Source organism: Pseudomonas abietaniphila (assembly GCF_039697315.1).
In the GTDB taxonomy this organism is placed as follows: Bacteria; Pseudomonadota; Gammaproteobacteria; order Pseudomonadales; family Pseudomonadaceae; genus Aquipseudomonas; species Aquipseudomonas abietaniphila_B.
The window spans coordinates 1,476,497-1,500,808 of the sequence record NZ_CP155619.1 but is presented as its reverse complement, the minus strand read 5'-3'; the positions used below and the strand labels follow the sequence as shown (position 1 = coordinate 1,500,808).

Genomic DNA, 24,312 nt, shown 5'->3' with positions numbered 1-24,312 from the left:
GGTTATGTGTTGCCCGTCGAGTCCCGGAGAGTGATGAGGACTGGCATCCAGATTGGCGCTAAAGCACGGCAGGGTCTTGACCGATTTCGCCGGTGAAAATGACGAAATCGGCACAGTCGCGGCTGACTCAGATTTCGCTGAGCGCCGCGTTGGGAAGGTGCGCGTAGAGCGCGCGGCAGACGCCGATGATGTGGTGTTCGATCAGTTCCGCGGCTTTGTCCACGTCACGATCGGCACAGGCGTTGAGGATCTCGCGGTGTTCCTGGTCTGCGCGTTCCTTGCCCTCGTCGAAGCTCATCTGCACGCGCAGGTAACGTTCGACCTTGTCGTGGATCGAGCGAATCATGTTCAGCAGAAACGGCCGTTGCGCCGCTTCGTAGAGGCAGGTGTGAAACGCCCAGTTCAGCTCTGCCCAGCGTCCGATGTCGTCATCACCGACGAACTCGTCGCAGATGGCCGTGGCCTGATCGATCTGCGCCTGGGTCATCCGCGGCACGGCCAGCCGAATGGCCTGAACCTCCAGCAACACGCGCACTTCGAAGATCTGCGCCAGTTCCGGTTCGGAGATCCGCGTGACCACTGCACCCTTGTTGCGCTGGAACTGCACCAGCCCTTCGGCCTCCAGGCGCTTCAAAGCTTCACGCACAGGGATCTTGCTGACGTTGAATACACGGGCGATGTCGTCCTGGCGAATCGGCTCATCTTCGGCGAACTGGCCGGAAATGATCGACTCACGCAGGTACTTTGAAATCACCTCGGACGCAGACGGTGCGACACCAAGGTTGGGGGCGTCAGGAAGAAGAAAGGGCACGCGAGCGACTCAGGCAAGGGACGAATAGCGGATATTGTATACGACCTTCGATTTGTTACATCTGATGTCGCCGCTGCCTGACGAAAAAAAGATCAGTGGTTGACCGTGTACGACAGCATCATCGAAATCTGGCACAACGGGCGGCCGCTTTCGGCGTGCCACTGGTTGAATGCGGCTTGCACGGCTGCCTGATCTCGTTGGCTGCTCGGCACTTTATCGACGATGTTCTGCGCGTTGAGGGCTGCCACGACATCGTAGCTGGGGATAAACGTGTCTTTGCCGACCATGCGCAGGAAGCGCGCGGCCGAGAGTCCGCCCATCTGATTGCCGTGTTTGAACAGATAACGCCACAGCCCGACGATGTCGGTCACCGGCCAGTCGGCGATGAAGTTGCCGAAGCTGCCGTGTTCATGAGCGATGTCGAGGATCAACTGCGCGTTGCGCGGCACGCTCTTGAGTTTGCCCAGATGACGAATGATTCGTGCGTCCTGCATCAGACGCTCCAGATGATCGGCGCCCATGAGCACGACCTTTTCCGGATCGAAGCCAAAGAACACCTGCTCGAAGGCCGGCCACTTGGCGTCCACCAGGCTGTGCTTCAGCCCTGCACGAAACACCCGCAGGGCCATGGTCGACAGATAACGGTCGTCGCTCAGGGCCTTGAGCTGTTTTGACGTGGCGGGAGTCGGCAGATGCGCCTCGAGGGCGGCGGCGGAACCAAAGCGATTCAAACAGTATTCATTGAGCCATTTGTAGTCTTGCATGCCCTCTCCAAAAACAGATTTCAGGTGCAACACACGACCTGTGGGAGCGAGCTTGCTCGCGAAGACGGCCTTGCACCCATTACATTTTCTTTGCCAGACACGGCCCTTTCGCGAGCAAGCTCGCTCCCACAGGGGGGCGGCGATACAGTTGAGAGCTACGTGTCAGGCGCCTTCGCCGGCCAGCTTGCGGTTATACTGAAACCGCCAGCGCACGTACAGCAGCGCGCTGGTGAATACCGCCAGGCTCGCCAGCATTTCCAGCACGCCAAACCACGCGCGGTTCGGGTCATAGGCCGCCAGCGCACCCTTGATGAAGTACAGGTTCACCACGAAACAGGTCCACGAATGCCCGCGTGCGCTGCCGGTGATCATCCCCGGTGAGAGCAACAAAAGCGGCACCAGTTCAATCGACAGGATCACCCAGGGACGGGCGCCGTGCAGGTCGGCGAACCCGAGGTAATACACCGCGAGCAGCGCGATCAGCCCGAAAAAGCACAGCAAGGCAGCGACCCGGCTCCAGCGGACGCGAGGTTCCAGCCATTCCAGCGCGGGCAGTACCTTGGGCTGTTTAGCCACGCGACGGCTCCAGCAGCAACGCGGTCTTGGCCAGACGCTGACCCAGCGCGCGGCACAACGTGGTTTCGTGCTGATCCAGCGGACGCTTGCCGTCGGCGCCTGCGTGATGACTGGCGCCATACGGCGTGCCGCCGCCGCTGGTTTCGATCAATGCCGATTCGCTGTAAGGCAGGCCGGTAACCAGCATCCCGTGGTGCAACAACGGCAGCAGCATCGACATCAGCGTGGTTTCCTGGCCGCCGTGCAGGCTGGCGGTTGAGGTGAATACGCTGGCCGGTTTACCGACCAGGGCACCCGTCAGCCACAGGTTGCTGGTGCCGTCGAGGAAGTACTTGAGCGGCGCCGCCATGTTGCCGAAACGGGTCGGACTGCCCAGCGCCAGGCCGGAGCAGTTCTTCAGATCATCGAGCGTGGCGTACAACGCGCCCGTTTCCGGAATGCTCGGCGCCACCGCTTCGCACTCGGTGGAGATCGCCGGCACCGTGCGCAAGCGCGCTTCCAAGCCGCCCATCTCGACGCCACGGGCAATCTGGCGGGCCATTTCACTGGTCGAACCGTTGCGGCTGTAGAACAAAACCAGAATGTAGGGCGTGCTCACGGCAGGATCTCCAGGATCTTCTCCGGTGGACGGCCGATCATGGCGTTGTTGCTTGCGACCAGGATCGGGCGCTCGATCAGCTTGGGGTGCGCGGCCATGGCGGCGATCACGTCATCGTCGCTCAGGCTGGCGTCTGCCAGGTTCAGGGTTTTGTATTCGTCTTCGCCGGTGCGCAGCAGATCGCGCGCACCGATGCCCAGCTTGCCCAGCAGGTCACGCAATTGGGCAGCATTGGGCGGGGTTTCGAGATAACGCACGACAGTCGGCGTCAGGCCACGGGCTTCAAGCAATTCCAGCGCGCCACGTGATTTGGAGCAGCGCGGGTTGTGATAAAGCGTCAGATCGGTCATTTGCAGGTCGCATCTTGCGTGAGGTGGCGGCTATTCTACATAGGTGACGACCCGGACGAACATCAGGTCTGCGTCGCGTCTCTCTAAAAGGAACAAGCATCATGGCAAGGCGGTTGGCAGCGGCGTTAGCGCTTATCGGGAGTGTATTGCTCAGCGGGTGTGGCGTGGATCTGGGGACTGACCAGAACGGTCAGAAGGTCGCCAGCGACCGCGTCGACAAGCATTGGCTGGTGGTCAACTACTGGGCGGAATGGTGTGGCCCGTGCCGCACGGAAATCCCGGAACTGAACAAACTCTCCGAGCAGATGAGCGGCCAGAAGGTCAGCGTGTTCGGGGTCAATTTCGACAACCTGCAGGGTGAAGACCTGAAAACCGCCAGCAATGCGCTGGGCATCAAGTTCACCGTGCTGGCGCAGGACCCGGCCGAGCAATACGACCTGCCCAAGAGCGAGGCGCTGCCGGTGACGTACATCATCGACGACAAGGGCAAGGTCCGTGAGCAGTTGATGGGCGAACAGACCGCCGCAGGCGTCGCCCAGAAACTGGCGGAGTTGAAAGGGAAGGGCTGAGCTGGCTGGCCACGTATTTCAACTGTAGGAGCGTGGCTTGTCCCGCGATTGCGGTGTGTCAGGCGATAGATGAGCGGCTGATCCGCCGCAATCGTCCGGATGCGGCCCAGACACCAGCCACGCTCCTACAGTGTGCGTAGTGACGTGGCTTAGTCTTCTTCCGGCCAGAACCGCAGCGGCAACCCTTGCGCAGGCCACAGCTGCAGCTGCTCAACCTCTGACACATCCCACCGCTGAACCTGGCCCATGGCGTCCAGGAAGCGGTGTTCCTGTTCCATCAATGCCGGTGCGCAAAGCTTGCGGGTGCTGCCCACCGGGCCGAAGCTAAGGCTGTCGCCTTCCAGCCGGTACGACGCGAACCAGTGGTTACACCCCGCATTGCCGTAGGCGCGGCCATCGTTGCCCAGGGTCATCGTCAAGTGGCTGTTGTCGATCAGCGGACGTTCGCCAATCCACTCCAGCACATAACCGTGATCACGCTTGAGCGCGTCGGTGTCGGTTGCACAACCCGCCAGCGCGGCGGCCGCGAGCACGGTCAGCACACGCGATTTCATGCGGCTTTTTTCGCGCAGGCCGGGCACAGGTGGTGCTCACCGACGGTTTTCCAGCCCAGTTCGGCAATGCGCGCGGTGGCGGCAGGTTTCAAGGCTTTCTTGCCGTCCTTGCCGTCGACCATGAACTCGATGTCCTGCTCTTTGCCGCACCCGTTGCAGTTGACCTTCCACTGATGGATCGCCAGCTCGGTGAACGCCGGACCATTGGCGACGGCCACCCATTGCCCGGGTGGGTTGATCAGGTGACGGACTTTTTCCACGTTCAGGCGCATGTACAGGTCTTTGCTGCCTTTGACGGTGACCAGCAGCACATCGTCGTGCTTGATCGAGCCGCCGTTGCCGGTCACTTGATAGCGGCCGATGGCCAGGCTGCGGCATTCGATCAGGGTGTGTTGCGGGGTGAGCATGCTGTAGCGAAAATCGTGTTCTGCCATGGGGGTCTCCAAATAGGCGCGCATGCTAACACTTTAGATCGCCGATGCCCGCTGCCGGTGGGCGGCCCGGTTGGCATCGTGAGGTTAAATACGAACGCCTGTGGGAGCGAATTCATTCGCGAGACGTCCGTACAGTCGACACATTACCGTCGCCTGAAAGATGTTTCGCGAATGAATTCGCTCCTACAGGTGCCGTGTTCACAGAAGGTTGTTCGTTGGGGTGAGCAGTGGTTCAGACACTGTTTTGCGGAGTCCCCGCTGCCCAACCCATGATGTTATCCAGCGTCGTCTGCGCAATCGCACCCAGTGCTTCTTTGGTCAGGAAGGCCTGATGCGCCGTCACCACCACGTTGGGAAATGTCAGCAGGCGTGCGAGCACGTCGTCCTGCAACGGCAGGTCCGAGCGATCTTCGAAGAACAGTTGCGCTTCTTCCTCGTACACGTCCAGCCCGAGATAACCCAATTGCCCGCTCTTCAGCGCCTCGATCAGCGCGGGCGTATCGACCAGCGCGCCGCGACCGGTGTTGATCAGCATGGCACCGCGTTGCATGCGCTGCAGCGACGTCTGATTGATCAGATGGCGGGTGTGCTCGTTGAGCGGGCAATGCAGGCTGACGATCTGCGCCTCGGCCAGCAGTTGATCCAGCGGCAGATACCGTGCGCCCAGCGCTTCGACCTGGGGGTTGGGGAAGGGGTCATACGCCAGCAACTGACAGCCGAAGCCGGACATGATCCGCGCGAAGGTCGCGCCGATCTGCCCGGTGCCGACCACACCCACGGTCTTGCCGACCAGGTCGAACCCGGTCAGCCCGTGCAGAGTGAAATCCCCATCGCGGGTGCGGTTGTAGGCGCGGTGCAGGTGGCGATTGAGCGACAGGATCAAGGCCACGGCGTGTTCGGCGACGGCATGGGGTGAGTACGCCGGGACGCGAACGACGCTTAGGCCCAGGCGTTGGGCGGTCGGCAGGTCGACATGGTTAAAACCCGCCGAGCGCAACGCGATCAGTTTCGTGCCGCCCGCCGCCAGGCGTTCAAGCACGGGCGCGCTCAGGTCGTCATTGATAAACGCGCAGACCACCGGGTATTGGTCCGCAAGGGCGACCGTGTCCAGCGTCAGCCGTGCAGGCTGGAAGTGCAACTCGATGTCAGCGGGCGCATCGGCCGAGAGGAAGCTGTCACGGTCGTAGGTCTGGCTGCTGTAGAGGAGGGTGCGCATCGTGGTTCCTTTCTAGAAGTCTCGCAGTCAACCCATCACTGTTGCAGGCGCTTGCCCGCGAATGGCCGGTACATCTGACGCACATGTTTTGGATTCACCACCGAATCGCGGGCTAGCGCGCTTACGGGATATTCATCCATTTCGACTCGACGGCGCACTGACCCACATCACGCACTCACCCGCGCCTCGATCTCCAGCCGCGTGATCGCTTTCTCCAGATCATTGAGCGCTTTGTCGCTGTCCGGCGAGTCCTGTTTGAGCAGGGTTTCGCTGCGCTGGCAGGCGGCGCGCAGTTGTGGCACGCCACAGTAGCGGGTCGCGCCGTGCAGGCGATGGACCCGCTCGATCAGGGCCACATGATCACCCGCCTCGCGTGCGGCCTGAATGGCCTCGCGGTCGGTTTCCAGTGACGCCAGCAGCATCGCCAGCATGTCGGCGGCCAGATCGGCCTTGCCGGCGGCCAGACGCAAACCTTCCTCGTGATCCAGCACTTGAAGATTGACGCTGCCCTGACTGATTTCAGGGTGGCGCTCCGGCGCCTGATTGCGCAGCGCAAGACCGGTCCATTTCAGTACGACTTGTGCCAGCTGACGCTCGCTGATCGGCTTGGTCAGGTAGTCGTCCATGCCGCTCTGCAGCAGCGCACGCTTCTCGTTGGCCATGGCGTGGGCGGTGAGGGCGACGATCGGCAGCGAGGTCGCCTGACGTTCCAGTTCCCAGCTGCGAATCGCCTCGGTGGCCTGGCGCCCGTCCATGCCGGGCATCTGCACGTCCATCAACACCAGATCGAAGGTGTCTTCCTGCACCGCCTGAACGGCGGCATAGCCGCTGTCCACCGCGAGCACTTTGGCGCCCATGTCTTCGAGCAGCGTTTGCACCAGCAACAGGTTGGCCGGGTTGTCGTCGACACAGAGAATCCGCGGCGGTCGGCTCGACAGGGGTTCGGGCACCTCGTTGCGCAGCTGCTTGGGGTTGATCAGTTCCGACAGCGCGCGGCGCAATTTACGCGTACACGCCGGCTTGGCCTGCAACTGGCTGTAAGCGTCCGGCACCGAGACTTGATAGAGCGCCTGCTCCGTCGTCGGGCACAGCACCAGCACTTTGCAGTCCAGGTTCTCAAGGTCCCAGATCTGCTGACGCAGACGCTCGGGTGGCAGTTCGTGGGCAGTGACACCCAGCACGGCCATGTCGATGGCGTGCGGCGTCTGATGCACCACGGTCACGCCATTGATCAGGTTTTCCAGGTTGTTGAACACCATCGGCTGCAGGCCGCAATCTTCCAGTTGGTGTTCCAGTGCCTGACGCGCCAGGTCGTGATGTTCCAGTACCGCCACGCGGCGACCCATCAACGGAGGGGCAGGCAGGTCTTCGAGATCGTCGCGGGTTTTCGGCAAGGTCACGCTGATCCAGAATTCCGAGCCTTCGCCGGGGGTGCTTTCCACGCCGATCTCGCCACCCATCTGCTCGATCAGCCGCTTGGAAATCACCAGCCCCAGGCCGGTGCCGCCGGAATGACGCGACAGCGAATTGTCCGCCTGACTGAACGCCTGAAACAGGGCACGCACGTCCTGGCTGGACAGGCCGATGCCGGTGTCCTGCACGCTGATGCGCAGCTGGACCTTGTCGTCCTGCTCGTCTTCGAGCATGGCCCGCGCGACGATGGTGCCTTCACGGGTAAATTTGATGGCATTGCTCACCAGGTTGGTGAGGATCTGCTTGAGTCGCAGCGGGTCGCCCACCAGCGACAACGGCGTGTCGCGATAGACCAGGCTCACCAGCTCCAGCTGCTTGGCGTGGGCCGCGGGAGCAAGAATGGTCAGGGTGTCTTGCAGCAGGTCGCGCAGGTTGAACGGGATCGCGTCGAGCACCAGTTTGCCGGCCTCGATCTTCGAAAAGTCGAGGATCTCGTTGATGATGCTCAGCAGGCTGTCGGCGGATTTTTCGATGGTGCCCAGGTAGTCGTGCTGGCGCGGCGTCAGTTCGCTCTTCTGCAAAAGGTGAGTGAAGCCAAGAATCCCGTTGAGCGGCGTGCGAATCTCGTGACTCATGTTGGCCAGGAATTCGGACTTGATCCGGCTGGCTTCCAGTGCTTCTTTGCGCGCCAGGTCCAGCTCGATGTTCTGGATCTCGATGGTTTCCAGATTCTGGCGAACGTCTTCGGTGGCCTGCTCGATGTTGTGCTGCAGTTCTTCCTGCGCATTCTGCAGGGTTGCGGCCATGCGGTTGATGCCGGAGGCGAGTTCGTCCAGTTCGTTGCTGCCCATCGGCGGCAAGCGGGCTTCCAGATTGCCGTCCTTCAGTTGGGCCACGACCTGTTTGATCTGCGCAATGGGGCCGTTGATGGTGCGGCTCATGCGCAAGGCCAGGCTGGCGGTCAGGCCTAGCCCGACAACGATCAGTATCAGGCTGGCAAACAGGCTGCGATAGCCGCGCAGCAGCGTGCCGCTGTGGGACAGTTCCAGTTCCACCCAGCCCAGCAAACGGTCGGCCTCGGCCGGAACGACGTCGCCGGTCAGGTGGCGATTGCGCCCGAACACGGGCATCAGGTAGCGCGTGGCGTCGTTGTCGGAGCGTTGCAGCATGTGCGTGCTGTTGCCGACCGGCGGCTGATTGATCATGGTCGGACCCGCGTGGGCGAGCGGGTTGCGGTCAGCGTCGAGGAAGGACACCGCGCGCACATCGGCCTGTTCCAGCACCTGGCCTGCGATGCGTTCGAGCATCGCCTTGTCGCTGCTGGCCAGGGCGGTGGCAGAGAGCGGGGCCAGCTCGTTGGCGATCATTTCGCCGCGCTTGAGCAACTGGGTCTGCAACTCCGAAAGTTGCATCCAGGTGAAATAACCGCCCAGCAGCGCCGCCATGAGGCAGGCCGGGAGCAGGGTCAGCAGCAATACGCGGCCTTTAATGCCCAGTTTGGTCAGCACACTGTTTTCTCCGGCAATCTTGAGTCACGTACACAGGGCGTTTAGCAAGACCTGCGCCATGGTTGCCTGTTCTTCGCTGCAAAGCGCCTTTGGTGATGTGCGCAGTGTAGCCACTTGCGCGCGGCTAATCCCGGCTAAATGGTGGTCAGCGAATACACTGACAACGCTTGTCGATCAGTCACCATTGCCGGTAGCCGCGCAATCTTGAATAATCGCGTCCTGAGAATCAGTCGCAGACGCCAATGAATCCCGCCATCATTCACCGCCCCAGCATACTCGCCATCGAGGACGATCCCGTGCTCGGTGCGTTTGTACACGACTCGCTGGGCCGTTGCGGTTTCCACGTCACCTGGTGCCAGAACGGTGCGGAAGGACTGGAACGTGCCCAGCGTGAGCCCTTCGACGTGATCCTGATGGACATCCTGCTGCCGGGCATGAACGGCCTGGACATTTTGTCCCGCCTGCGTCGTCGCCATACGATGCCGATCATTCTGATGTCCGCGCTTGGGGCCGAAGCCGATCGCATCACCGGTTTTCGCAACGGGGCGGACGATTATCTGCCCAAACCCTTCAGCGTCGATGAATTGCGGGTCCGTATCGAAGCGATCTTGCGTCGGGTGGAGCTTGAGCGTCGCTTTCACACCCCGGTCGCTGCAGCCGCCGCGCCACGCCCGGATGAACTGCGGTTCGACGAGGGCCTGTGCGATGTCAGCTTCGGTCGCAAGGCTGCGCAGCTGACGCCCAGCGAATACCGATTGCTGGAAACCCTGTGGCGCAATCCGGAGGACGTGCTCAGCAAGCCCTTCCTTTATCAGCATGTCCTGCAGCGTGGCTACGCGCAGCATGACCGAAGCCTGGACATGCACATCAGCCAGATTCGTCGCAAACTCAAGGCCATCGGCTACGAAGCGCATCAGGTGCGCACGGTGTGGGGCAAAGGCTATGTGCTGACGGAAGCCGAACCGGATGCGTGAGCAGCGTTCACGCCTGCCGGGCAGGCACTCGCTGTTCTGGAAACTGGCCTTCCTGCTGGTGGGGTTCTGCTTGCTGATGATCGGGCTCAGTTGGTACTGGGGCCGTTACGTCGAAACCCAGAACGCCTACCTGACGGCGGATGCCCGTCAGGTGCTCAACGGTTATGCCGCCGAGGCTGAGCAAGCCTGGCGTGCAGGCGGCCAGCGCGGAGTAGACCGTTGGCTGCAAGAGATCCGTCTTCAGGAACCGGGTTGGGTCGGGGTGATCGGCCGTGACTTGCATTCGCTGAGCAGCGTGCCCCTGGATGACAGTCAGATGCAGCGTCTGACGTTCATGCGCGGCGTCGACTGGCCCATGAGCAGGCGTCAAAAAACCATGCCCTGGCTGAAGATTCCATTCCCTGACCTGCCCAGCGCGGGCAGTCTGGTCATCGAATTGCCCGAGCGCTTCAAGCCGGGGCGATATGCGTTGGTCTGGCAGATGCTGACCAGCGTGGTGATCCCGGCGTTGTTCACCCTGCTGTTGTGCGTGGGGCTGTACCGCTTGCTGATTCGTCCGCTCAATCAACTGCGCGAACAAGCCAACGCCTGGCGTGCCGACCGCCTCTCCAACCGCTTGTCAGCGCAAATGACATCGCGTCAGGACGAACTGGGCGAGCTCAACCGGGCATTCGATCACATGGCCAGCCGCTTGCAGTCCACCGTGCAGATTCAGCAACAGTTGCTGCGCGACCTGTCCCACGAGTTGCGCACTCCCCTGAGTCGGCTCCGTGTGGCGTGTGACAGCGAACAAAGCCTCCCTGAGTTGCGCGAACGTTTGAGCCGTGAAGTCGAAGGCATGCGTCGGCTGGTGGATGACACCTTGCACTTGGCCTGGCTGGACGCTGAGCGGGAGAAACTGCCGGATGAGGACATCGAGGTCCTGGCCTTGTGGGACATGCTGGTGGACAACGCCTGTTTCGAAAGCTGCTGGCCTTCTCGTCAGTTGGTGTGCGACCTGGACAGCCAATGCTGGGTGCGCGGCCATCTCAACACCTTGGCACAGGCGCTGGAAAACATTCTGCGCAACGCCATACGTCACTCACCGCCCGAAGGCATCGTGCGTCTTGGCGGGCGGCGTGACGGTGACGACTGGCTGCTGTGGCTGGAAGACCAGGGCGGTGGTGTCGACGACAGCGACCTGGAACGGATCTTTGCACCCTTCATTCGCCTTGATGGCGCTCGACCGGGTGACGGCGGCTTCGGACTGGGCCTGAGCATCGCGCGCAACTCGCTGCGGCTTCAGGGCGGCGACTTGTGGGCCGAGAACACGGCGCACGGGTTGCGGATGATCATGCGACTACCGGCGCGCGAGTTCGAAGCGGTTGTTTGAGTCGGGGTTGTACCCCGATTCTGTGGGACGTGCGCGCGGCTTGAGATTTCAGCACCCTTATTCCTTTTCGCCATATCCAACTCACTTTGCGTGATATGGGCTTGGAGCGATTGCCGGTATGATAGGCGACCCCCGCACGTCTGGATCGCGAACACGCCATGACCCTGCAGTATCAAACCATCGCCGATTGCGTCGGCAACACCCCGCTGGTGCGTCTGCAACGCATGGCCGGGAACACCAGCAACACGTTGCTGCTCAAGCTTGAAGGCAATAACCCGGCCGGCTCCGTGAAGGATCGCCCGGCACTGTCGATGATCACCCGCGCCGAACTGCGTGGACAGATCCATCCGGGCGATACCCTGATCGAAGCCACCTCCGGAAACACCGGCATCGCCCTGGCCATGGCTGCGGCGATCAAGGGTTATCGCATGGTCCTGATCATGCCCGACAACTCCAGTGCCGAGCGCAAGGCGGCGATGACCGCCTATGGCGCCGAGCTGATTCTCGTCAGCAAGGAAGAGGGCATGGAAGGCGCGCGTGACCTCGCAGAGCGCATGCAGGCCGAAGGCCGTGGCAAGGTGCTGGATCAGTTTGCCAATGGCGACAATCCGGAAGCTCACTACGTCGGCACCGGCCCGGAAATCTGGCGGCAGACCGGCGGCACCATCACTCACTTCGTGAGTTCCATGGGCACCACCGGCACCATCATGGGCACCTCGCGTTACCTGAAGGAACAAAACCCGAACATCCAGATCGTCGGCCTGCAGCCCATGGACGGCTCGGCGATTCCCGGCATTCGTCGCTGGCCGCAGGAATACCTGCCGAAGATCTATCAGGCCGAGCGCGTCGACCGGATCATGGACATGGCTCAGAGCGAAGCCGAAGACGTCATGCGGCGTCTGGCCCGTGAAGAAGGCATCTTCTGTGGCGTGTCGTCTGGCGGTTCCGTCGCTGGCATGTTGCGTCTGTCCCGGGAAGTCGAGAATGCGGTCATGGTCGCGATCATCTGTGACCGTGGCGACCGTTACCTGTCGACCGGTGTCTACGATGCGCCCAACTGATGGCCAAGCGTGATAAAAGCCTGCGTTTCCAGCCCAGCGGTGGCACCCGGACAACGCAGGTTCCTACCGGTAAAAAACAACGTCTGACCATCGAGCGGCTGTCCAACGACGGCCGCGGCATCGGTTTTGTCGAGGGTCGCACCTGGTTCGTGGCGGGCTCTCTGGCCGGCGAAGAGGTGGAAGCCCGTGTGCTTGGCGCCCACGGCAAAGTGGTCGAGGCGCGCACCGAGCGTGTGTTCACCGCCAGCCCTTTGCGCCGTCCGGCACCGTGCCCGCACTTCGGCCGCTGTGGCGGTTGCAGCGTGCAGCAGATGCCCCACGACGAACAGCTTGCCCTGAAACAGCGCATGCTCGCGGAGCAGTACAGCCGCGTGGCCGGTGTCGAGCCCGACGAGTGGGCCGCGCCCCTGACCGGAGACGAGTTCGCCTACCGTCGGCGTGCCCGCGTCGCCGTTCGCTGGGACGCCAGAGGCAAACGCCTCGATGTCGGATTTCGTGCCGCGTCCAGTCAGGACATCATCGCCATCGACCAATGCCCGGTGCTGGTACAGGCCTTGCAACCGATCATGACTGCGTTACCTGAAATGCTGAGGCGTTTGAGCAAGCCACAAGCCTTGGGGCACGTCGAGTTGTTCAGCGGTTCGGCCAACGCCGTGCTGCTGCGGCATACCGCGCCGCTGGCCGACAAGGACCTCGACATTCTCAAGGCCTTCTGCGACACCCACGACGCGCAACTGTGGTTGCACGGCGAAAGTGGCCCGCAGCCTGTGGACGCTTCGGCGCAGCTGGGTTTTCGTCTTGAACCCTGGAATCTGGAGCTGGCCTACCGGCCGGGCGACTTCGTGCAGGTCAACGCGCAGGTCAATACCGCGATGATCCGACAGGCACTGGAGTGGCTCGCACCGCGTCCGGACGAACGAGTACTGGACTTGTTCTGCGGGCTTGGTAACTTCGCTCTACCACTGGCGCAGATTGCGCGCGAGGTGGTGGCGGTGGAGGGCGTTGAGACCATGGTCCAGCGTGCAACCGACAACGCAATCAGTAATGATTTGCACAATGTGAAGTTTTTTCAGGCGGATCTGTCGCAGCCGCTGGACAAGGCGCCTTGGGTGGCGGAAGGTTTCCGCGCAGTGCTGCTCGATCCTCCGCGAGACGGGGCGTTTGAAGTGGTCGGCAAGCTCAAGTCGTTGGGTGCTGAACGGTTACTTTATGTGTCGTGCAATCCGGCAACTTTGGCGCGCGACACGGTCGAATTGATCAAGCAGGGCTACCGATTAAAACGTGCCGGAATCCTCGATATGTTCCCGCAGACAGCGCATGTCGAGGCGATGGCGTTATTTGAAGCGAGTAAGTGAGGCGGTGCGGTTCAAGGAAACGGACCGGTGCCTTACAGGGATTCTCGTTTAATCCGACTGGCCCGCGCACGCGATCTTGCATGGCCCGCAAGGTGTGTGCGCTGAAGAAGGCTGGCGACTGATGGCGCATTTCATCGCGCCGTAGGGAAGGTAAGCAACATGGTACAGGTGAGAGCACACCAGCCGATAAACACAGACGGCAGTATCAATCTCGACGCGTGGCTTGATCATGTGGTCAGCGTCGACCTCGCAGTGGACCGACAGGCGTTGAAAGAAGCCTGTGAATTTGCCCGGCAAGCCGAGCAACAGGACAACGCCGCCAAGAACCTCTGGGCGGAAGGCACGTCGAGTTTTCAGACGGGCCTGGAAATCGCGGAAATTCTGGCCGATCTCAAGCTCGATCAGGACTCGCTCATTGCGGCCGTGATTTATCGGGGCGTGCGTGAAGGCAAGATTCCATTGCCGGATGTCAGCCAGCGTTTCGGGCCCACGGTAGCCAAGCTGATCGACGGCGTGCTGCGCATGGCCGCCATCAGCGCCAGTCTCAGTCCCCGTCAATCGCTGGTCTTGGGCACTCAGGCGCAGGTCGAAAACCTGCGCAAAATGCTGGTCGCGATGGTGGACGACGTTCGCGTCGCGCTGATCAAGCTGGCCGAGCGTACTTGCGCGATCCGCGCCGTGAAGAACACCGACGACGAGAAGCGCAACCGTGTGGCCCGGGAAGTCTTCGACATCTATGCGCCACTCGCGCATCGCCTCGGCATCGGTCATATCAAATGGGAACTGGAGGACCTGTCCTTCCGTTACCTGGAACCTGAGCAGTACAAGCAGATCGCCAAGCTGCTGCATGAGCGTCGCCTTGATCGCGAGCGCTTCATTACTGACGTGATGTGTCAGCTTGAAAACGAACTGTTGGCCACCGGCGTGACCGCCGACATCAGTGGCCGGGCCAAACACATCTACTCGATCTGGCGCAAAATGCAGCGCAAGGGTCTGGAATTCAGCCAGATCTACGACGTTCGCGCCGTGCGGGTGCTGGTTCCTGAAATGCGTGACTGCTACACCGCGCTCGGGATCGTCCACACCTTGTGGCGGCACATTCCCAAGGAGTTTGACGACTACATCGCCAACCCCAAGGAAAACGGCTACCGCTCGCTGCACACGGCCGTGATCGGCCCGGAGGGCAAGGTGCTGGAAGTGCAGATCCGCACCCACGCCATGCACGAAGAAGCCGAGCTCGGCGTGTGTGCCCACTGGAAATACAAAGGCACCGACGTCAAATCCAGCTCCAACCATTACGAAGAGAAAATCTCGTGGCTGCGTCAGGTGCTGGAGTGGCATGAGGAGCTGGGCGACATCGGCGGTCTGGCCGAGCAGCTGCGCGTCGACATCGAGCCTGACCGGGTCTACGTATTTACCCCGGACGGCCACGCCATCGACCTGCCCAAAGGCGCGACCCCGCTGGACTTCGCCTATCGCGTACACACCGAAATCGGCCATAACTGCCGTGGCGCGAAGATCAACGGCCGTATCGTACCGCTCAACTACAGCCTGCAGACCGGTGAACAGGTCGAGATCATCACCAGCAAACACGGCACGCCGAGCCGCGACTGGCTGAACTCGAACCTGGGTTACATCACCACCTCGCGGGCGCGGGCGAAGATCGTCCACTGGTTCAAGCTGCAGGCGCGCGATCAGAACGTCGCGGCCGGCAAAGTCTTGCTCGAGCGCGAACTGGCGCGTCTGGCGCTGCCGCAGGTGGACTTCGACAAGTTGGCGGACAAAGCCAACATGAAGACCGCCGAAGACATGTTCGCGGCCCTCGGTGCCGGCGACCTGCGCCTGGCGCAACTGGTCAATCTGGCGCAGCAACTGGTTGAGCCTGAGCGTGGCAACGAGCAACTGGAACTGATTCCGCGCAAGGCTTCCGGTTACAAGCCGGGCAAGCGGGGCGATATTCAGATTCAAGGCGTCGGCAACCTGATGACCCAGATGGCCGGCTGCTGCCAGCCGCTGCCGGGCGATGCCATCGTCGGTTACATCACCCAGGGCCGCGGCGTGAGCATTCACCGTCAGGACTGTGCGTCGGTGTTGCAACTGGGCGGGCGTGAGCCCGAGCGGATCATCCAGGTCAGCTGGGGCCCGGTGCCGGTGCTCACCTATCCGGTGGACATCATTATTCGTGCTTACGACCGTTCCGGTCTGTTGCGTGACGTGTCCCAGGTGCTGCTCAACGAACGCATCAACGTGCTGGCCGTCAACACCCGCTCGAACAAGGAAGACAACACCGCACTCATGTCGCTGACCATCGAGATTCCGGGGCTGGACGCGCTGGGGCGGTTGTTGGGGCGGATTTCGCAGTTGCCGAACATCATCGAGACGCGGCGTAATCGTACGCCTTGACGATTTATGGCGTCTGCACGGGCGCATCGCGAATGAATTCGCTCCCACAGGTGATCGGATTTCTCCTGTGGGAGCGAATTCATTCGCGATGACGTTGGTTTTAGCGCCGCATGACATGAGTTGAACCCCATGTATAAGCTCCAGGATCTGCTAAACCTCATGGCCCGCTTGCGCGACCCGCAATTCGGCTGTCCATGGGACGTGAAGCAGAATTACGCGACCATCGTGCCGCACACCCTCGAAGAGGCCTACGAAGTCGCCGACGCCATCGAGCGCGGGGACTTCGATGACCTGCGCGGCGAGCTGGGCGACCTGCTGTTTCAAGTGGTGTATTACTGCCAGCTGGCGCGGGAAGAAGGGCGGTTCGAGTTCGAGAGCGTGGTCGACGGCATCACCCGCAAGCTGATTCGCCGTCATCCCCACGTGTTTCCCACGGGTGATCTGTACGCGCCGCTGGAAACGCCGCGCCTGAGCGAAGATCAGGTCAAGCACCGCTGGGAAGAGATCAAAGCCGAGGAGCGTGCCGAGAAGGCGCGCGTTCCGCAGCAGTTGTCTTTGCTGGACGATGTACCGAACGTGCTGCCTGCCTTGTCGCGGGCGGCCAAGTTACAGAAACGCGCAGCCCAGGTCGGTTTTGACTGGCCAGACGCGTTGCCCGTGATCGACAAGGTGCGCGAGGAGCTCGATGAGGTCCTCGAAGCGATGGCCGACAACGACAGTGAGGGCATCCAGGAAGAGATTGGCGACCTGCTGTTCGTCGTGGTCAATCTGGCCCGTCACCTCAAGGTCGATCCGGAAAATGCCTTGCGCGCCGCCAACGGCAAATTCGAGCGGCGCTTCCGTTTTATCGAACAGGCCTTGCGCGACAGCGCTCGCCCCATCGAAGATTGCAGCCTCGAAGAGATGGATGCGCTCTGGGGCGAAGCCAAGCGTCAGGAAAAGAACACGCCCAACTGCGGTTGAGTTGACTATTTAGAGAGAGAAGATAAATGGCGGGTATTTCCCTTCGTGACCAGTTGCTCAAGGCAGGTCTGGTCAACGAAAAGCAGGCCAAACAGGTCGCCAAAACCAAGCAGAAAGAACAGCGTCTGGTGCACAAAGGCCAGGCTGTCGCCGACGACGCCAGCCAGCGCGCCGCCCAGGAAGCTATGGCCGAGAAGGCCAGGCGTGACCAGGAACTGAACCGGCAGCAGCAAGAAAAGGCCGAGCAAAAAGCCCGTGCCGCGCAGGTCAAGCAGTTGATCGAAGCGACCCGTCTGCCGAAGCTGACCACCGAGGATTACTACAACTTCGTCGACGACAAGAAGGTCAAGCGCCTGTCGGTCAACGCGCTGATGCGCAGCAAGCTGAGTAACGGCTCGCTGGCGATCGTGCACCACGGTGGCACGTATGAAGTGATCCCTCGCGAAGCAGCGCTGAAAGTGCAGGAGCGCGACCCTCGCCGCATCGTGTTGCTCAGTGAGCCGACGGAGGAGCCGGATGGCGACGATCCGTACGCTGCGTACAAGATCCCTGACGATCTGATGTGGTAAACCCCAGTACAACAAAACCCGCCTAGGCGGGTTTTGTTTTGTCGCGATTCCGTTATTGCGAGTTGCTCGCTGCCTTCTTGGCTTCCAGCTCTGCGAGCTCTGCTGCGTAACGCTGTGCGTCCGATTCGTGGTGAAACATCCCTACCAGTTGGTCTTGCTGGCGAACATCCCAGATCTGAATGCCATCCGCGATGCTTTCGTGAGAGATATGGGCGTCGTCGCGTTCAGTAACAGTTACCGTCATATTGAAAACTCCTGACTCTTTGAAATCTGCGGCAGGACGTCGCAGTGGTTCCTTTATAGGTTTTGGTAGCTTGCTAAGTAAACCGACGATTTTGGTAAAGGTTATTTTCTGATTTGGAAAGAATCGCTAAGGGGTTGTTTTAAAGGGAGATGCGGCGAGTTGTCGCACTCGTTTGGAGGGGGTGAAGAAAGTTTCATGTTCGTTTGGGGAGGGTTCGGTGCCGCAAAACTGGCGGTTTTCGTTTGTCAGGTGAAGTGAGCAGGGATGCTTTATCCGTATGTTCATTCAATCGCTGTGATGCTCACGTTTTAGGTTTGGCCTAACGGCCAAACTGTTCCGCCTGCGGCGGGTTACTTGATTGACGCTCCGCGTCGACCTGAACGCAGAGCGTCTTGCCCTGCATTCCCACGCTCCGCGTGGTAACGATCATGCAGGTTGACGCATCCCGTGTAGGAGCGTGGCTTGTGTCTGGGCCGCATCCGGACGATCTACCGCGCAGCGGTAGCAAAACCAGGCGATTCAATTGTGCCTGATACGCCGCATGCACAGGTCTTGCTGCCGGTTCCCGGCAGATCGCGGGACAAGCCACGCTCCTACAGTTAAGAGCGGCGTGCGGAAGTCGAAAGCGGCGTGAGGAAGGTAAATGCACGAAAAAAAGCGAGGAGCTCTTCTGATCGTTCCCACGCTCCGCGTGGTAACGCACTGATTGACGCTCCGCGTCGACCTGGACGCAGAGCGTCTTGCCCTGCATTCCCCCGCAGAGCGTGGGCCTGATCATGCAGGTTGACGCAGCCCGTGTAGGAGCGTGGCTTGTCCCGCGATCTACCGCGCAGCGGTAGCAAAACCAGGCGACTCAATTGTGCCTGACACGCCGCATGCACAGGTCTTGCTGCCGGTTCCCGGCAGATCGCGGGACAAGCCACGCTCCTACAGTTAAGAGCGGCGTGCGGGAGGTGAGAGCGGCGTGCGGAAGGTAAATGCACGAAAAAAAGCGAGGAGCGTTTCTGATCGTTCCCACGCTCCGCGTGGTAACGCATTAATTGACGCTCCGCGTCGACCTGAACGCAGAGCGTCTTGCCCTACATTCCCACGCTCCGCATGGTAACGATCAGGGAGGTTGACGAGGTACGTGTACGAGCGCGCTTGCCCGCGATCTACCGCGCAGCGGTAGCAAAACCAGGCGACTCAATTGTGCCTGATACGCCGCATGCACAGGTCTTGCTGCCGGTTCCCGGCAGATCGCGGGACAAGCCACGCTCCTACAGTTAAGAGCGGCGTACGGGAGGTGAGAGCGGCGTGCGGAAGGTAAATGCACGAAAAAAAGCGAGGAGGGTTTCTGATCGTTCCCACGCTCCGCGTGGTAACGCATTAATTGACGTTCCGCGTCGACCTGAACGCAGAGCGTCTTGCCCTGCATTCCCCCGCAGAGCGTGCTAGCGATCACCAACCCCAACCCCAACCCCAATAAAAAACCCCGCCAATCAGCGGGGTTCTCAGAGCACTCAATACAATCCGGATCAGCTGCCTTTCACAGCCTTACCATTCACCGTGCCATCCTGCAGCATGATGTTGTACTCCTTGCCATCGGTCTCAACTTGCTGCAAACGAACCAGCAGGTAATCGTAATCCTTGGCGAACCACATCACGGTGATGCGCTTGTTCTGCGTTGGATCACGCACGCGCTCGACCTTGATGGCATCGACCGATCCTACTTTGGTGTTGACCTTCTCGGTCCCCAGCACGCGGAAGTCATAGGTGTCGACCTCGTCACCATCGACCACCTGATACGTCATGCTCTTCTTGCCCGCCGCGACATCGTGCTGCAGCGCCAGCTGGTACGTGGACTTGTCCAGAATGCCCGTGTTCAGCGGGATCTTGACCGCGTCGCCACGGTCGGTGCCGGTGATGAACTTGGTCGGCCAGTCGAACACCAGGTCGACTGTCTTGCTCTTGCCCAGGCCGCCGCGTTCAAAGTGATAGGTCTGCGGCAGCAGTGTGTCCTTTTCGGATTTCAGGGTGCTGACCTCGGTCAGGCTGGCGATCATCATCGATGCCTTGAAACTCAGGGTCCAGGTGCCGTTGGCGTTTTTTTCCAGGCTGCGGGTGGCGCTGCCGCCACCGACCGGGAGTTGCTTGAAATCAGCGGTGTAACTGGCGGAGAAGGGTTGAAGGTCTGCCGCATTGACCGCAGGGATTGCGAACAGAGCGAAAGCGAAGAGCAAAGCGCGACGCATAGAATCTCCTGTCTTTGGACGAAAGAGCTAAATTAAGTGGCCTGGATCAAATGACCGCCAGGCCCCAGTGGCTGGCCGTTCAGTGAAGCGCCGTGTTCGCTCAGGGCCAATCGGCCTTCGGCGAACCAGCGGATCGCCAGCGGGTAAATCAGGTGCTCCTGGGTGTGAACCCTTTGCGCCAGTGTGGCAGGCGTGTCGTGCAACTCTACCGAAATAACTGCTTGTACGACCAGAGGCCCTCCATCGAGTTCCTCGGTGACGAAGTGCACGCTGCAGCCGTGAACGGTGTCGCCCGCCTCAAGCACGCGTTGGTGCGTGTGCAAGCCTTTATACGCTGGAAGCAGGGAAGGGTGAATGTTCAGCAGGCGACCGTGGTAGTGACGCACGAAGCCCGGCGTGAGAATGCGCATGAAACCGGCGAGTACCACCAGCTTCGGTGCGAATGAGTCGATCAGCTCGATCAGCGCCGTATCGAAGGCGTCTCGACCCTCGTAGGCAGTGTGTTCGAGAACGCGGGTTTCGATGCCCGCGTTCCTGGCGCGCTCCAGCCCGTAGGCATCGGCGCGGTTGGAAATCACCGCGCGAATGCGAGCCGGGCTCGAACTGTCCTGAAAGCTGTCGATCATCGCTTGCAGGTTACCGCCGGTGCCGGACAGCAGCACCACGACATCACACGTTTGAGGTGTGTCAGGCATCGCAACGTCGGGCATCAGTGTGCCTTGACGTTCTTCAGCTCGACTTGCGCGGCGCCTTCGGCTGCAACGCCGATCTGGCCGATGACCCAAGGCTGCTCGCCGGCTTCACGCAGGGCGTTGAGCGAGGCTTCGACGTGTTCCTGGGCGACGCAGATGACCATGCCGACGCCGCAGTTCAGGACGCGGTGCATCTCATGCTCGTCGACGTTGCCTTTTTCCTGCAGCCAGTCGAACACGGCCGGGCGCGTCCAGCTGGCCACGTCGACCACCGCTTGTGCGCCTTCAGGCAGGACGCGCGGGATGTTGTCCAGCAGACCGCCGCCAGTGATGTGGGCCATGGCCTTGACCGCGCCCGTGTCCTTGATCAGCTTGAGCAGTTGCTTGACGTAGATGCGGGTCGGCGCCATCAGCAGGTCGGTCAGTGGTTTGCCGTCCAGCTGGATGGTTTCGATGTCGGCACCGGAGACTTCGATGATCTTGCGGATCAGCGAGTAGCCGTTGGAGTGCGGACCGGAAGAGGGCAGGGCGATCAGGGCGTCGCCCGCCACGACTTTCGAGCCGTCGATGATTTCGGATTTTTCCACGACGCCGACGCAGAAGCCGGCCAGGTCGTAGTCTTCGCCTTCGTACATGCCTGGCATTTCAGCGGTTTCGCCGCCGACCAGCGAGCAACCGGCCAGTTCGCAGCCCGCGCCAATACCGGTCACGACCTGAGCGGCGGTGTCGACGTTCAGTTTGCCGGTGGCGTAGTAGTCCAGGAAGAACAGCGGCTCAGCGCCGCAGACCACCAGATCGTTGACGCACATGGCGACCAGGTCGATGCCGATGCTGTCGTGCTTGTTCAGGTTCAGCGCCAGACGCAGCTTGGTGCCAACGCCGTCAGTGCCGGACACCAGGACAGGCTGCTTGTAGCCGGCCGGGATTTCGCACAGAGCGCCGAAGCCCCCCAGGCCGCCCATCACTTCCGGGCGCTTGGTGCGCTTGGCGACGCTCTTGATGCGTTCGACCAATGCTTCACCGGCGTCGATGTCTACACCGGCGTCTTTGTAGCTCAGGGAGGGTTGCTTGCTCATTATCCAGGCCTTTAGGGGGGATTCGGGGTAACGACCGAGTTGGAACGGCGCGGGGCCATGTCATCGCCGGTCTGCGAAGGCGCGCGATTTTATCAGGGTTGGGCCAAAGCGGCCATCCTTGGGCCGACGGGCAGGGCCATCATGAAGAAAAAATAACGCGCCTGTTCAGGGTTTCGCCGTTCGTCGGCAGCTATAAAAGGTGTAACTTCATCGCCAGAGTGAGCGATTTGTGCCGCCGTGCGGTCTGAGTCGAGCCAGTCACATTTATGCAGCTATTAATACGCTTCGTTTGGGAATCTTCTATGCGCCTGAAAAACTGCCTGTTCGTAGGCTGTCTGTCCCTCATGAGTCTGCCGGCCCTGGCCGAAACGGTGAACAACCTCTATCAGGTGCGCGAGCCCGTCAGCGGACAGACCCCGGACGAGAAAACCCGGGCGACGCAGGCCGCGCTTGAAACGCTGGTCGGTCGTCTGACCGGTGACCCGAAGGCCGCTCAAGGTCCGGGCCTTGCTGCAGTGCGCAAGGATCCACAGCAAATCATCAGTCAGTACGGTTATGACGCAGGGCCGCCCGAGTCGCTGCAGGTGGATTTCGACCCGGCGAGCACCGATCGCGCCTTGCGTCAGGCAGGGTTGTCGCTCTGGGGCTCCAACCGCCCGGTGATCATGGCGTGGTGGCTGAACGATGCAACCGACGGTGCGAACCTGGTCGGCGACGGTCAGGCTTCGGCCGAGCCGCTGCGCCGAGCCGCGCAGCACCGTGGCTTGCCTCTGCGTCTGCCTCTGGCTGATCTGGGTGAGCAAGGGATCGGCAACGCCAAGACCCTGGATGGCAATGACGTCACTGCGCTGAAGCAAGCGTCCGAGCGTTATGGCTCCGATGCGATTCTGGCCGTTCATGCGCAGGAAAACGGCGGGCAATGGCAGGGTAAATGGCACTTGTGGCTGGGCGACAAGATGGAGCAAGGCAGTGCGACCGGCGCCAGTTCGGCTGAGCTTGCCGATGCCGTCCTGCTGTCCGTGAGTCAGCGTCTGGCGCCACGGTTTGTGGTCAAGCCGGGGGCGTCGTCGAGCATGGCGCTGGAAGTTCAGGGCATGAACCTGGAGCGTTACGCTCAACTGGGTCGCTTGCTGGAGCCTTTCGGGGGTCGTTTGAAATCAGTGGACGCGGACCGTGTGGTGTTCGATGTGAGCGGCAGTCCGGATCAGCTACGTTCGCAATTGTCGCTGGCCAAGTTGCAGGAAGTGCCGGCCGGTGAAGTCGCCAGTGCGCCGGTCGACGCCGGACAAGTGCCTGCTCCGGGCGTTGCGCCAGGCACGGCTCCCGCGCCTGCGCCGCAACAACCTGCTGCACAGACACTGCACTTCCGCTGGTGAATGTGTTCATAGCGACGTTGCACGAAGCCAATCATCCTGGGTTAAGGGGCAGTAATGACTGATACGCGTCGTTGGTTCTGGCTGGGCGGAGTCATTCTGCTGTGCCTGTTCGTCTGGTTGCTGCACGCCATCCTGACGCCGTTTCTGGTGGCGCTGTTGCTGGCGTACATGGGCGATCCCCTGGCGGATCGGCTGGAAAAACTGAAGATGTCGCGCACGCTCAGCGTGGTGACGGTGTTTGTCCTGTTCACGCTGATCTTCATGGGCTTGCTGCTGGTACTGGTGCCGATGCTCGCCAAGCAGTTGTATCGCTTGTACGAACTGGCGCCGCAGATTCTCGACTGGTTGCAGCACACGGCATTGCCTTGGACGCAGGCCAAGCTGGGGCTGGCGGACGGGTTCTGGAAGTTTGACAAGGTCAAGGCGGCGATTTCCGAGCACATGGGCCAGACCGGCGATATCGTTGGCATCGTGCTGGCGCAAGCCACGACGTCCACGCTGGCGCTGATCGGCTGGTTGACCAACCTGGTGCTGATTCCGGTGGTCTGCTTCTACTTGCTGCGCGACTGGGACGTGATGATGGCGAAGGTGCGCAGCCTGTTGCCGCGTCATCAAGAGAAGAAGATCGTTGCACTGGCCGACGAGTGTCACGAAGTGCTCGGCGCGTTCATTCGCGGACAGTTGCTGGTGATGGTGGCGCTGGGTGTGATCTATGCGGCGGGTCTGATGCTGGTCGGCCTTGAGTTGGGGCTGCTGATCGGGGTCATCGCGGGACTGGCGGCGATCGTGCCGTACATGGGCTTCGTGATCGGCATCGGCTCGGCCATTCTGGCGGGCTTCTTTCAGTTTGGCGGCGACCTGTATCCGATGCTGGGTATTGTGGCGGTGTTCATGGTCGGTCAGGCGCTGGAAGGCATGGTGCTGACACCGCTGCTGGTCGGCGATCGCATCGGACTGCATCCGGTGGCGGTGATCTTCGCGATTCTGGCCGGCGGCGAGCTGTTCGGCTTCACCGGCATCTTGCTGGCGCTGCCAGTGGCGGCGGTGATCATGGTGCTGGTGCGTCACGTCCATGACCTTTACAAGGACTCGGACATTTATGGCGGGATGGAAGACCCGGATCTGTAAATAGCCGAGTGAGCGCTCAAGACCTTTGTGGGAGCACGATCACTCCCACAGGTTTTTGGGTCCGGCTGGTCA

General features: G+C 61.2%; 23 protein-coding genes. 10 read left to right on the top strand and 13 right to left on the bottom strand.

Going from position 1 to position 24,312, the window contains the following annotated elements; translation table 11 throughout:
- Positions 1 to 127: 127 nt before the first annotated feature.
- The 5 genes from ABDX87_RS06645 to arsC all read right to left on the bottom strand — a co-directional run bounded on the left by ABDX87_RS06645 (position 128) and on the right by arsC (position 3,099).
- The gene (locus ABDX87_RS06645) at positions 128 to 811 is read right to left on the bottom strand and encodes a GntR family transcriptional regulator (RefSeq protein WP_346832159.1); all 684 of its coding nucleotides are present in this window, start codon (positions 809 to 811) and stop codon (positions 128 to 130) included.
- 92 nt (positions 812 to 903) lie between these two features.
- Entirely contained in the window at positions 904 to 1,575 is a 672-nt protein-coding gene (locus ABDX87_RS06640) for a DNA-3-methyladenine glycosylase I (protein WP_346832158.1), read from the bottom strand.
- A 162-nt stretch (positions 1,576 to 1,737) separates the two neighbouring features.
- Positions 1,738 to 2,151, bottom strand: coding sequence for a DUF2069 domain-containing protein (locus tag ABDX87_RS06635; RefSeq protein ID WP_346832157.1), 414 nt, complete (start codon positions 2,149 to 2,151; stop codon positions 1,738 to 1,740).
- Positions 2,144 to 2,749, bottom strand: coding sequence for an NAD(P)H:quinone oxidoreductase (gene wrbA / locus ABDX87_RS06630; protein WP_346832156.1), 606 nt, complete (start codon positions 2,747 to 2,749; stop codon positions 2,144 to 2,146). The genes ABDX87_RS06635 and wrbA overlap by 8 nt, the downstream gene beginning before the upstream one ends.
- Positions 2,746 to 3,099 carry an arsenate reductase (glutaredoxin) gene (gene arsC, locus ABDX87_RS06625; RefSeq protein WP_346832155.1) on the bottom strand — a complete coding sequence of 118 codons (354 nt, stop codon included), beginning with the start codon at positions 3,097 to 3,099 and terminating at the stop codon, positions 2,746 to 2,748. The genes wrbA and arsC overlap by 4 nt, the downstream gene beginning before the upstream one ends.
- A gap of 101 nt (positions 3,100 to 3,200) precedes the next feature.
- Between arsC and ABDX87_RS06620 the strand changes: the two genes are divergently transcribed.
- On the top strand, positions 3,201 to 3,668 hold the full coding sequence (locus ABDX87_RS06620; protein WP_346832154.1) for a TlpA family protein disulfide reductase: 468 nt from the start codon (positions 3,201 to 3,203) through the stop codon (positions 3,666 to 3,668).
- 149 nt (positions 3,669 to 3,817) lie between these two features.
- On the opposite strand, the gene ABDX87_RS06615 is transcribed toward ABDX87_RS06620, so the two are convergent.
- From ABDX87_RS06615 to ABDX87_RS06600, 4 genes are all read right to left on the bottom strand, one after another.
- Positions 3,818 to 4,222: an META domain-containing protein gene (locus ABDX87_RS06615; protein ID WP_346832153.1), complete on the bottom strand. Its 405-nt coding sequence runs from the start codon at positions 4,220 to 4,222 to the stop codon at positions 3,818 to 3,820.
- Positions 4,219 to 4,656, bottom strand: coding sequence for a hypothetical protein (locus ABDX87_RS06610; RefSeq protein WP_346832152.1), 438 nt, complete (start codon positions 4,654 to 4,656; stop codon positions 4,219 to 4,221). The genes ABDX87_RS06615 and ABDX87_RS06610 overlap by 4 nt, the downstream gene beginning before the upstream one ends.
- 232 nt (positions 4,657 to 4,888) lie before the next feature.
- Positions 4,889 to 5,872: a 2-hydroxyacid dehydrogenase gene (locus tag ABDX87_RS06605; RefSeq protein ID WP_346832151.1), complete on the bottom strand. Its 984-nt coding sequence runs from the start codon at positions 5,870 to 5,872 to the stop codon at positions 4,889 to 4,891.
- A 167-nt stretch (positions 5,873 to 6,039) separates the two neighbouring features.
- The gene (locus tag ABDX87_RS06600; RefSeq protein ID WP_346832150.1) at positions 6,040 to 8,793 is read right to left on the bottom strand and encodes a response regulator; all 2,754 of its coding nucleotides are present in this window, start codon (positions 8,791 to 8,793) and stop codon (positions 6,040 to 6,042) included.
- Positions 8,794 to 9,035: 242 nt separating this feature from the next.
- Between ABDX87_RS06600 and ABDX87_RS06595 the strand changes: the two genes are divergently transcribed.
- The 7 genes from ABDX87_RS06595 (at position 9,036) to ABDX87_RS06565 (ending at position 17,490) form a co-directional block, all read left to right on the top strand.
- Positions 9,036 to 9,767, top strand: coding sequence for a response regulator transcription factor (locus tag ABDX87_RS06595; RefSeq protein WP_346832149.1), 732 nt, complete (start codon positions 9,036 to 9,038; stop codon positions 9,765 to 9,767).
- Positions 9,760 to 11,139 carry a sensor histidine kinase gene (locus ABDX87_RS06590; RefSeq protein WP_346832148.1) on the top strand — a complete coding sequence of 460 codons (1,380 nt, stop codon included), beginning with the start codon at positions 9,760 to 9,762 and terminating at the stop codon, positions 11,137 to 11,139. Before ABDX87_RS06595 ends, ABDX87_RS06590 begins: the two co-directional genes overlap by 8 nt.
- 158 nt (positions 11,140 to 11,297) lie before the next feature.
- Positions 11,298 to 12,200, top strand: a complete 903-nt coding sequence (gene cysM, locus ABDX87_RS06585; protein WP_346832147.1) for a cysteine synthase CysM — start codon at positions 11,298 to 11,300, stop codon at positions 12,198 to 12,200.
- On the top strand, positions 12,200 to 13,555 hold the full coding sequence (rlmD, locus tag ABDX87_RS06580) for a 23S rRNA (uracil(1939)-C(5))-methyltransferase RlmD (RefSeq protein ID WP_346832145.1): 1,356 nt from the start codon (positions 12,200 to 12,202) through the stop codon (positions 13,553 to 13,555). The genes cysM and rlmD overlap by 1 nt, the downstream gene beginning before the upstream one ends.
- Positions 13,556 to 13,714: 159 nt before the next feature.
- Positions 13,715 to 15,958 (top strand): GTP diphosphokinase, encoded by a 2,244-nt coding sequence (gene relA / locus ABDX87_RS06575; RefSeq protein WP_074752977.1) that lies wholly within the window; start codon positions 13,715 to 13,717, stop codon positions 15,956 to 15,958.
- Positions 15,959 to 16,087: 129 nt separating this feature from the next.
- On the top strand, positions 16,088 to 16,921 hold the full coding sequence (gene mazG, locus ABDX87_RS06570) for a nucleoside triphosphate pyrophosphohydrolase (RefSeq protein ID WP_346832144.1): 834 nt from the start codon (positions 16,088 to 16,090) through the stop codon (positions 16,919 to 16,921).
- Positions 16,922 to 16,947: 26 nt separating this feature from the next.
- On the top strand, positions 16,948 to 17,490 hold the full coding sequence (locus tag ABDX87_RS06565) for a DUF2058 domain-containing protein (RefSeq protein WP_346832143.1): 543 nt from the start codon (positions 16,948 to 16,950) through the stop codon (positions 17,488 to 17,490).
- A 52-nt stretch (positions 17,491 to 17,542) separates the two neighbouring features.
- On the opposite strand, the gene ABDX87_RS06560 is transcribed toward ABDX87_RS06565, so the two are convergent.
- The 4 genes from ABDX87_RS06560 to purM form a co-directional block, all read right to left on the bottom strand.
- Entirely contained in the window at positions 17,543 to 17,734 is a 192-nt protein-coding gene (locus tag ABDX87_RS06560; protein ID WP_062380056.1) for a hypothetical protein, read from the bottom strand.
- A gap of 1,517 nt (positions 17,735 to 19,251) precedes the next feature.
- Complete coding sequence (locus ABDX87_RS06555; protein WP_346832142.1) at positions 19,252 to 19,968, bottom strand: DUF3108 domain-containing protein; 717 nt, start codon at positions 19,966 to 19,968, stop codon at positions 19,252 to 19,254.
- A 32-nt stretch (positions 19,969 to 20,000) separates the two neighbouring features.
- Complete coding sequence (purN, locus tag ABDX87_RS06550) at positions 20,001 to 20,663, bottom strand: phosphoribosylglycinamide formyltransferase (protein ID WP_346833445.1); 663 nt, start codon at positions 20,661 to 20,663, stop codon at positions 20,001 to 20,003.
- Positions 20,664 to 20,677: 14 nt separating this feature from the next.
- Positions 20,678 to 21,736: a phosphoribosylformylglycinamidine cyclo-ligase gene (gene purM, locus ABDX87_RS06545; RefSeq protein WP_074752973.1), complete on the bottom strand. Its 1,059-nt coding sequence runs from the start codon at positions 21,734 to 21,736 to the stop codon at positions 20,678 to 20,680.
- A 302-nt stretch (positions 21,737 to 22,038) separates the two neighbouring features.
- Here purM and ABDX87_RS06540 point away from each other — a divergent pair, with 302 nt between their 5' ends.
- Entirely contained in the window at positions 22,039 to 23,112 is a 1,074-nt protein-coding gene (locus tag ABDX87_RS06540) for a DUF2066 domain-containing protein (protein WP_346832141.1), read from the top strand.
- Between the two features lie 54 nt (positions 23,113 to 23,166).
- On the top strand, positions 23,167 to 24,240 hold the full coding sequence (locus tag ABDX87_RS06535; protein ID WP_346832140.1) for an AI-2E family transporter: 1,074 nt from the start codon (positions 23,167 to 23,169) through the stop codon (positions 24,238 to 24,240).
- Positions 24,241 to 24,312: the final 72 nt, after the last annotated feature.

Bases quoted from the DNA above. Each gene is read 5' to 3' on its own strand.
- ABDX87_RS06610 (WP_346832152.1), bottom strand. From the start codon at position 4,656: ATGGCAGAACACGATTTTCGCTACAGCATGCTCACCCCGCAACACACC.
- ABDX87_RS06605 (WP_346832151.1), bottom strand. From the start codon at position 5,872: ATGCGCACCCTCCTCTACAGCAGCCAGACCTACGACCGTGACAGCTTC.
- arsC (WP_346832155.1), bottom strand. From the start codon at position 3,099: ATGACCGATCTGACGCTTTATCACAACCCGCGCTGCTCCAAATCACGT.
- cysM (WP_346832147.1), top strand. From the start codon at position 11,298: ATGACCCTGCAGTATCAAACCATCGCCGATTGCGTCGGCAACACCCCG.
- ABDX87_RS06590 (WP_346832148.1), top strand. From the start codon at position 9,760: ATGCGTGAGCAGCGTTCACGCCTGCCGGGCAGGCACTCGCTGTTCTGG.
- ABDX87_RS06595 (WP_346832149.1), top strand. From the start codon at position 9,036: ATGAATCCCGCCATCATTCACCGCCCCAGCATACTCGCCATCGAGGAC.
- ABDX87_RS06555 (WP_346832142.1), bottom strand. From the start codon at position 19,968: ATGCGTCGCGCTTTGCTCTTCGCTTTCGCTCTGTTCGCAATCCCTGCG.
- ABDX87_RS06620 (WP_346832154.1), top strand. From the start codon at position 3,201: ATGGCAAGGCGGTTGGCAGCGGCGTTAGCGCTTATCGGGAGTGTATTG.
- rlmD (WP_346832145.1), top strand. From the start codon at position 12,200: ATGGCCAAGCGTGATAAAAGCCTGCGTTTCCAGCCCAGCGGTGGCACC.
- ABDX87_RS06565 (WP_346832143.1), top strand. From the start codon at position 16,948: ATGGCGGGTATTTCCCTTCGTGACCAGTTGCTCAAGGCAGGTCTGGTC.
- purM (WP_074752973.1), bottom strand. From the start codon at position 21,736: ATGAGCAAGCAACCCTCCCTGAGCTACAAAGACGCCGGTGTAGACATC.
- ABDX87_RS06615 (WP_346832153.1), bottom strand. From the start codon at position 4,222: ATGAAATCGCGTGTGCTGACCGTGCTCGCGGCCGCCGCGCTGGCGGGT.
- mazG (WP_346832144.1), top strand. From the start codon at position 16,088: ATGTATAAGCTCCAGGATCTGCTAAACCTCATGGCCCGCTTGCGCGAC.
- relA (WP_074752977.1), top strand. From the start codon at position 13,715: ATGGTACAGGTGAGAGCACACCAGCCGATAAACACAGACGGCAGTATC.
- ABDX87_RS06540 (WP_346832141.1), top strand. From the start codon at position 22,039: ATGCGCCTGAAAAACTGCCTGTTCGTAGGCTGTCTGTCCCTCATGAGT.
- ABDX87_RS06535 (WP_346832140.1), top strand. From the start codon at position 23,167: ATGACTGATACGCGTCGTTGGTTCTGGCTGGGCGGAGTCATTCTGCTG.
- ABDX87_RS06560 (WP_062380056.1), bottom strand. From the start codon at position 17,734: ATGACGGTAACTGTTACTGAACGCGACGACGCCCATATCTCTCACGAA.
- purN (WP_346833445.1), bottom strand. From the start codon at position 20,663: ATGCCTGACACACCTCAAACGTGTGATGTCGTGGTGCTGCTGTCCGGC.
- ABDX87_RS06640 (WP_346832158.1), bottom strand. From the start codon at position 1,575: ATGCAAGACTACAAATGGCTCAATGAATACTGTTTGAATCGCTTTGGT.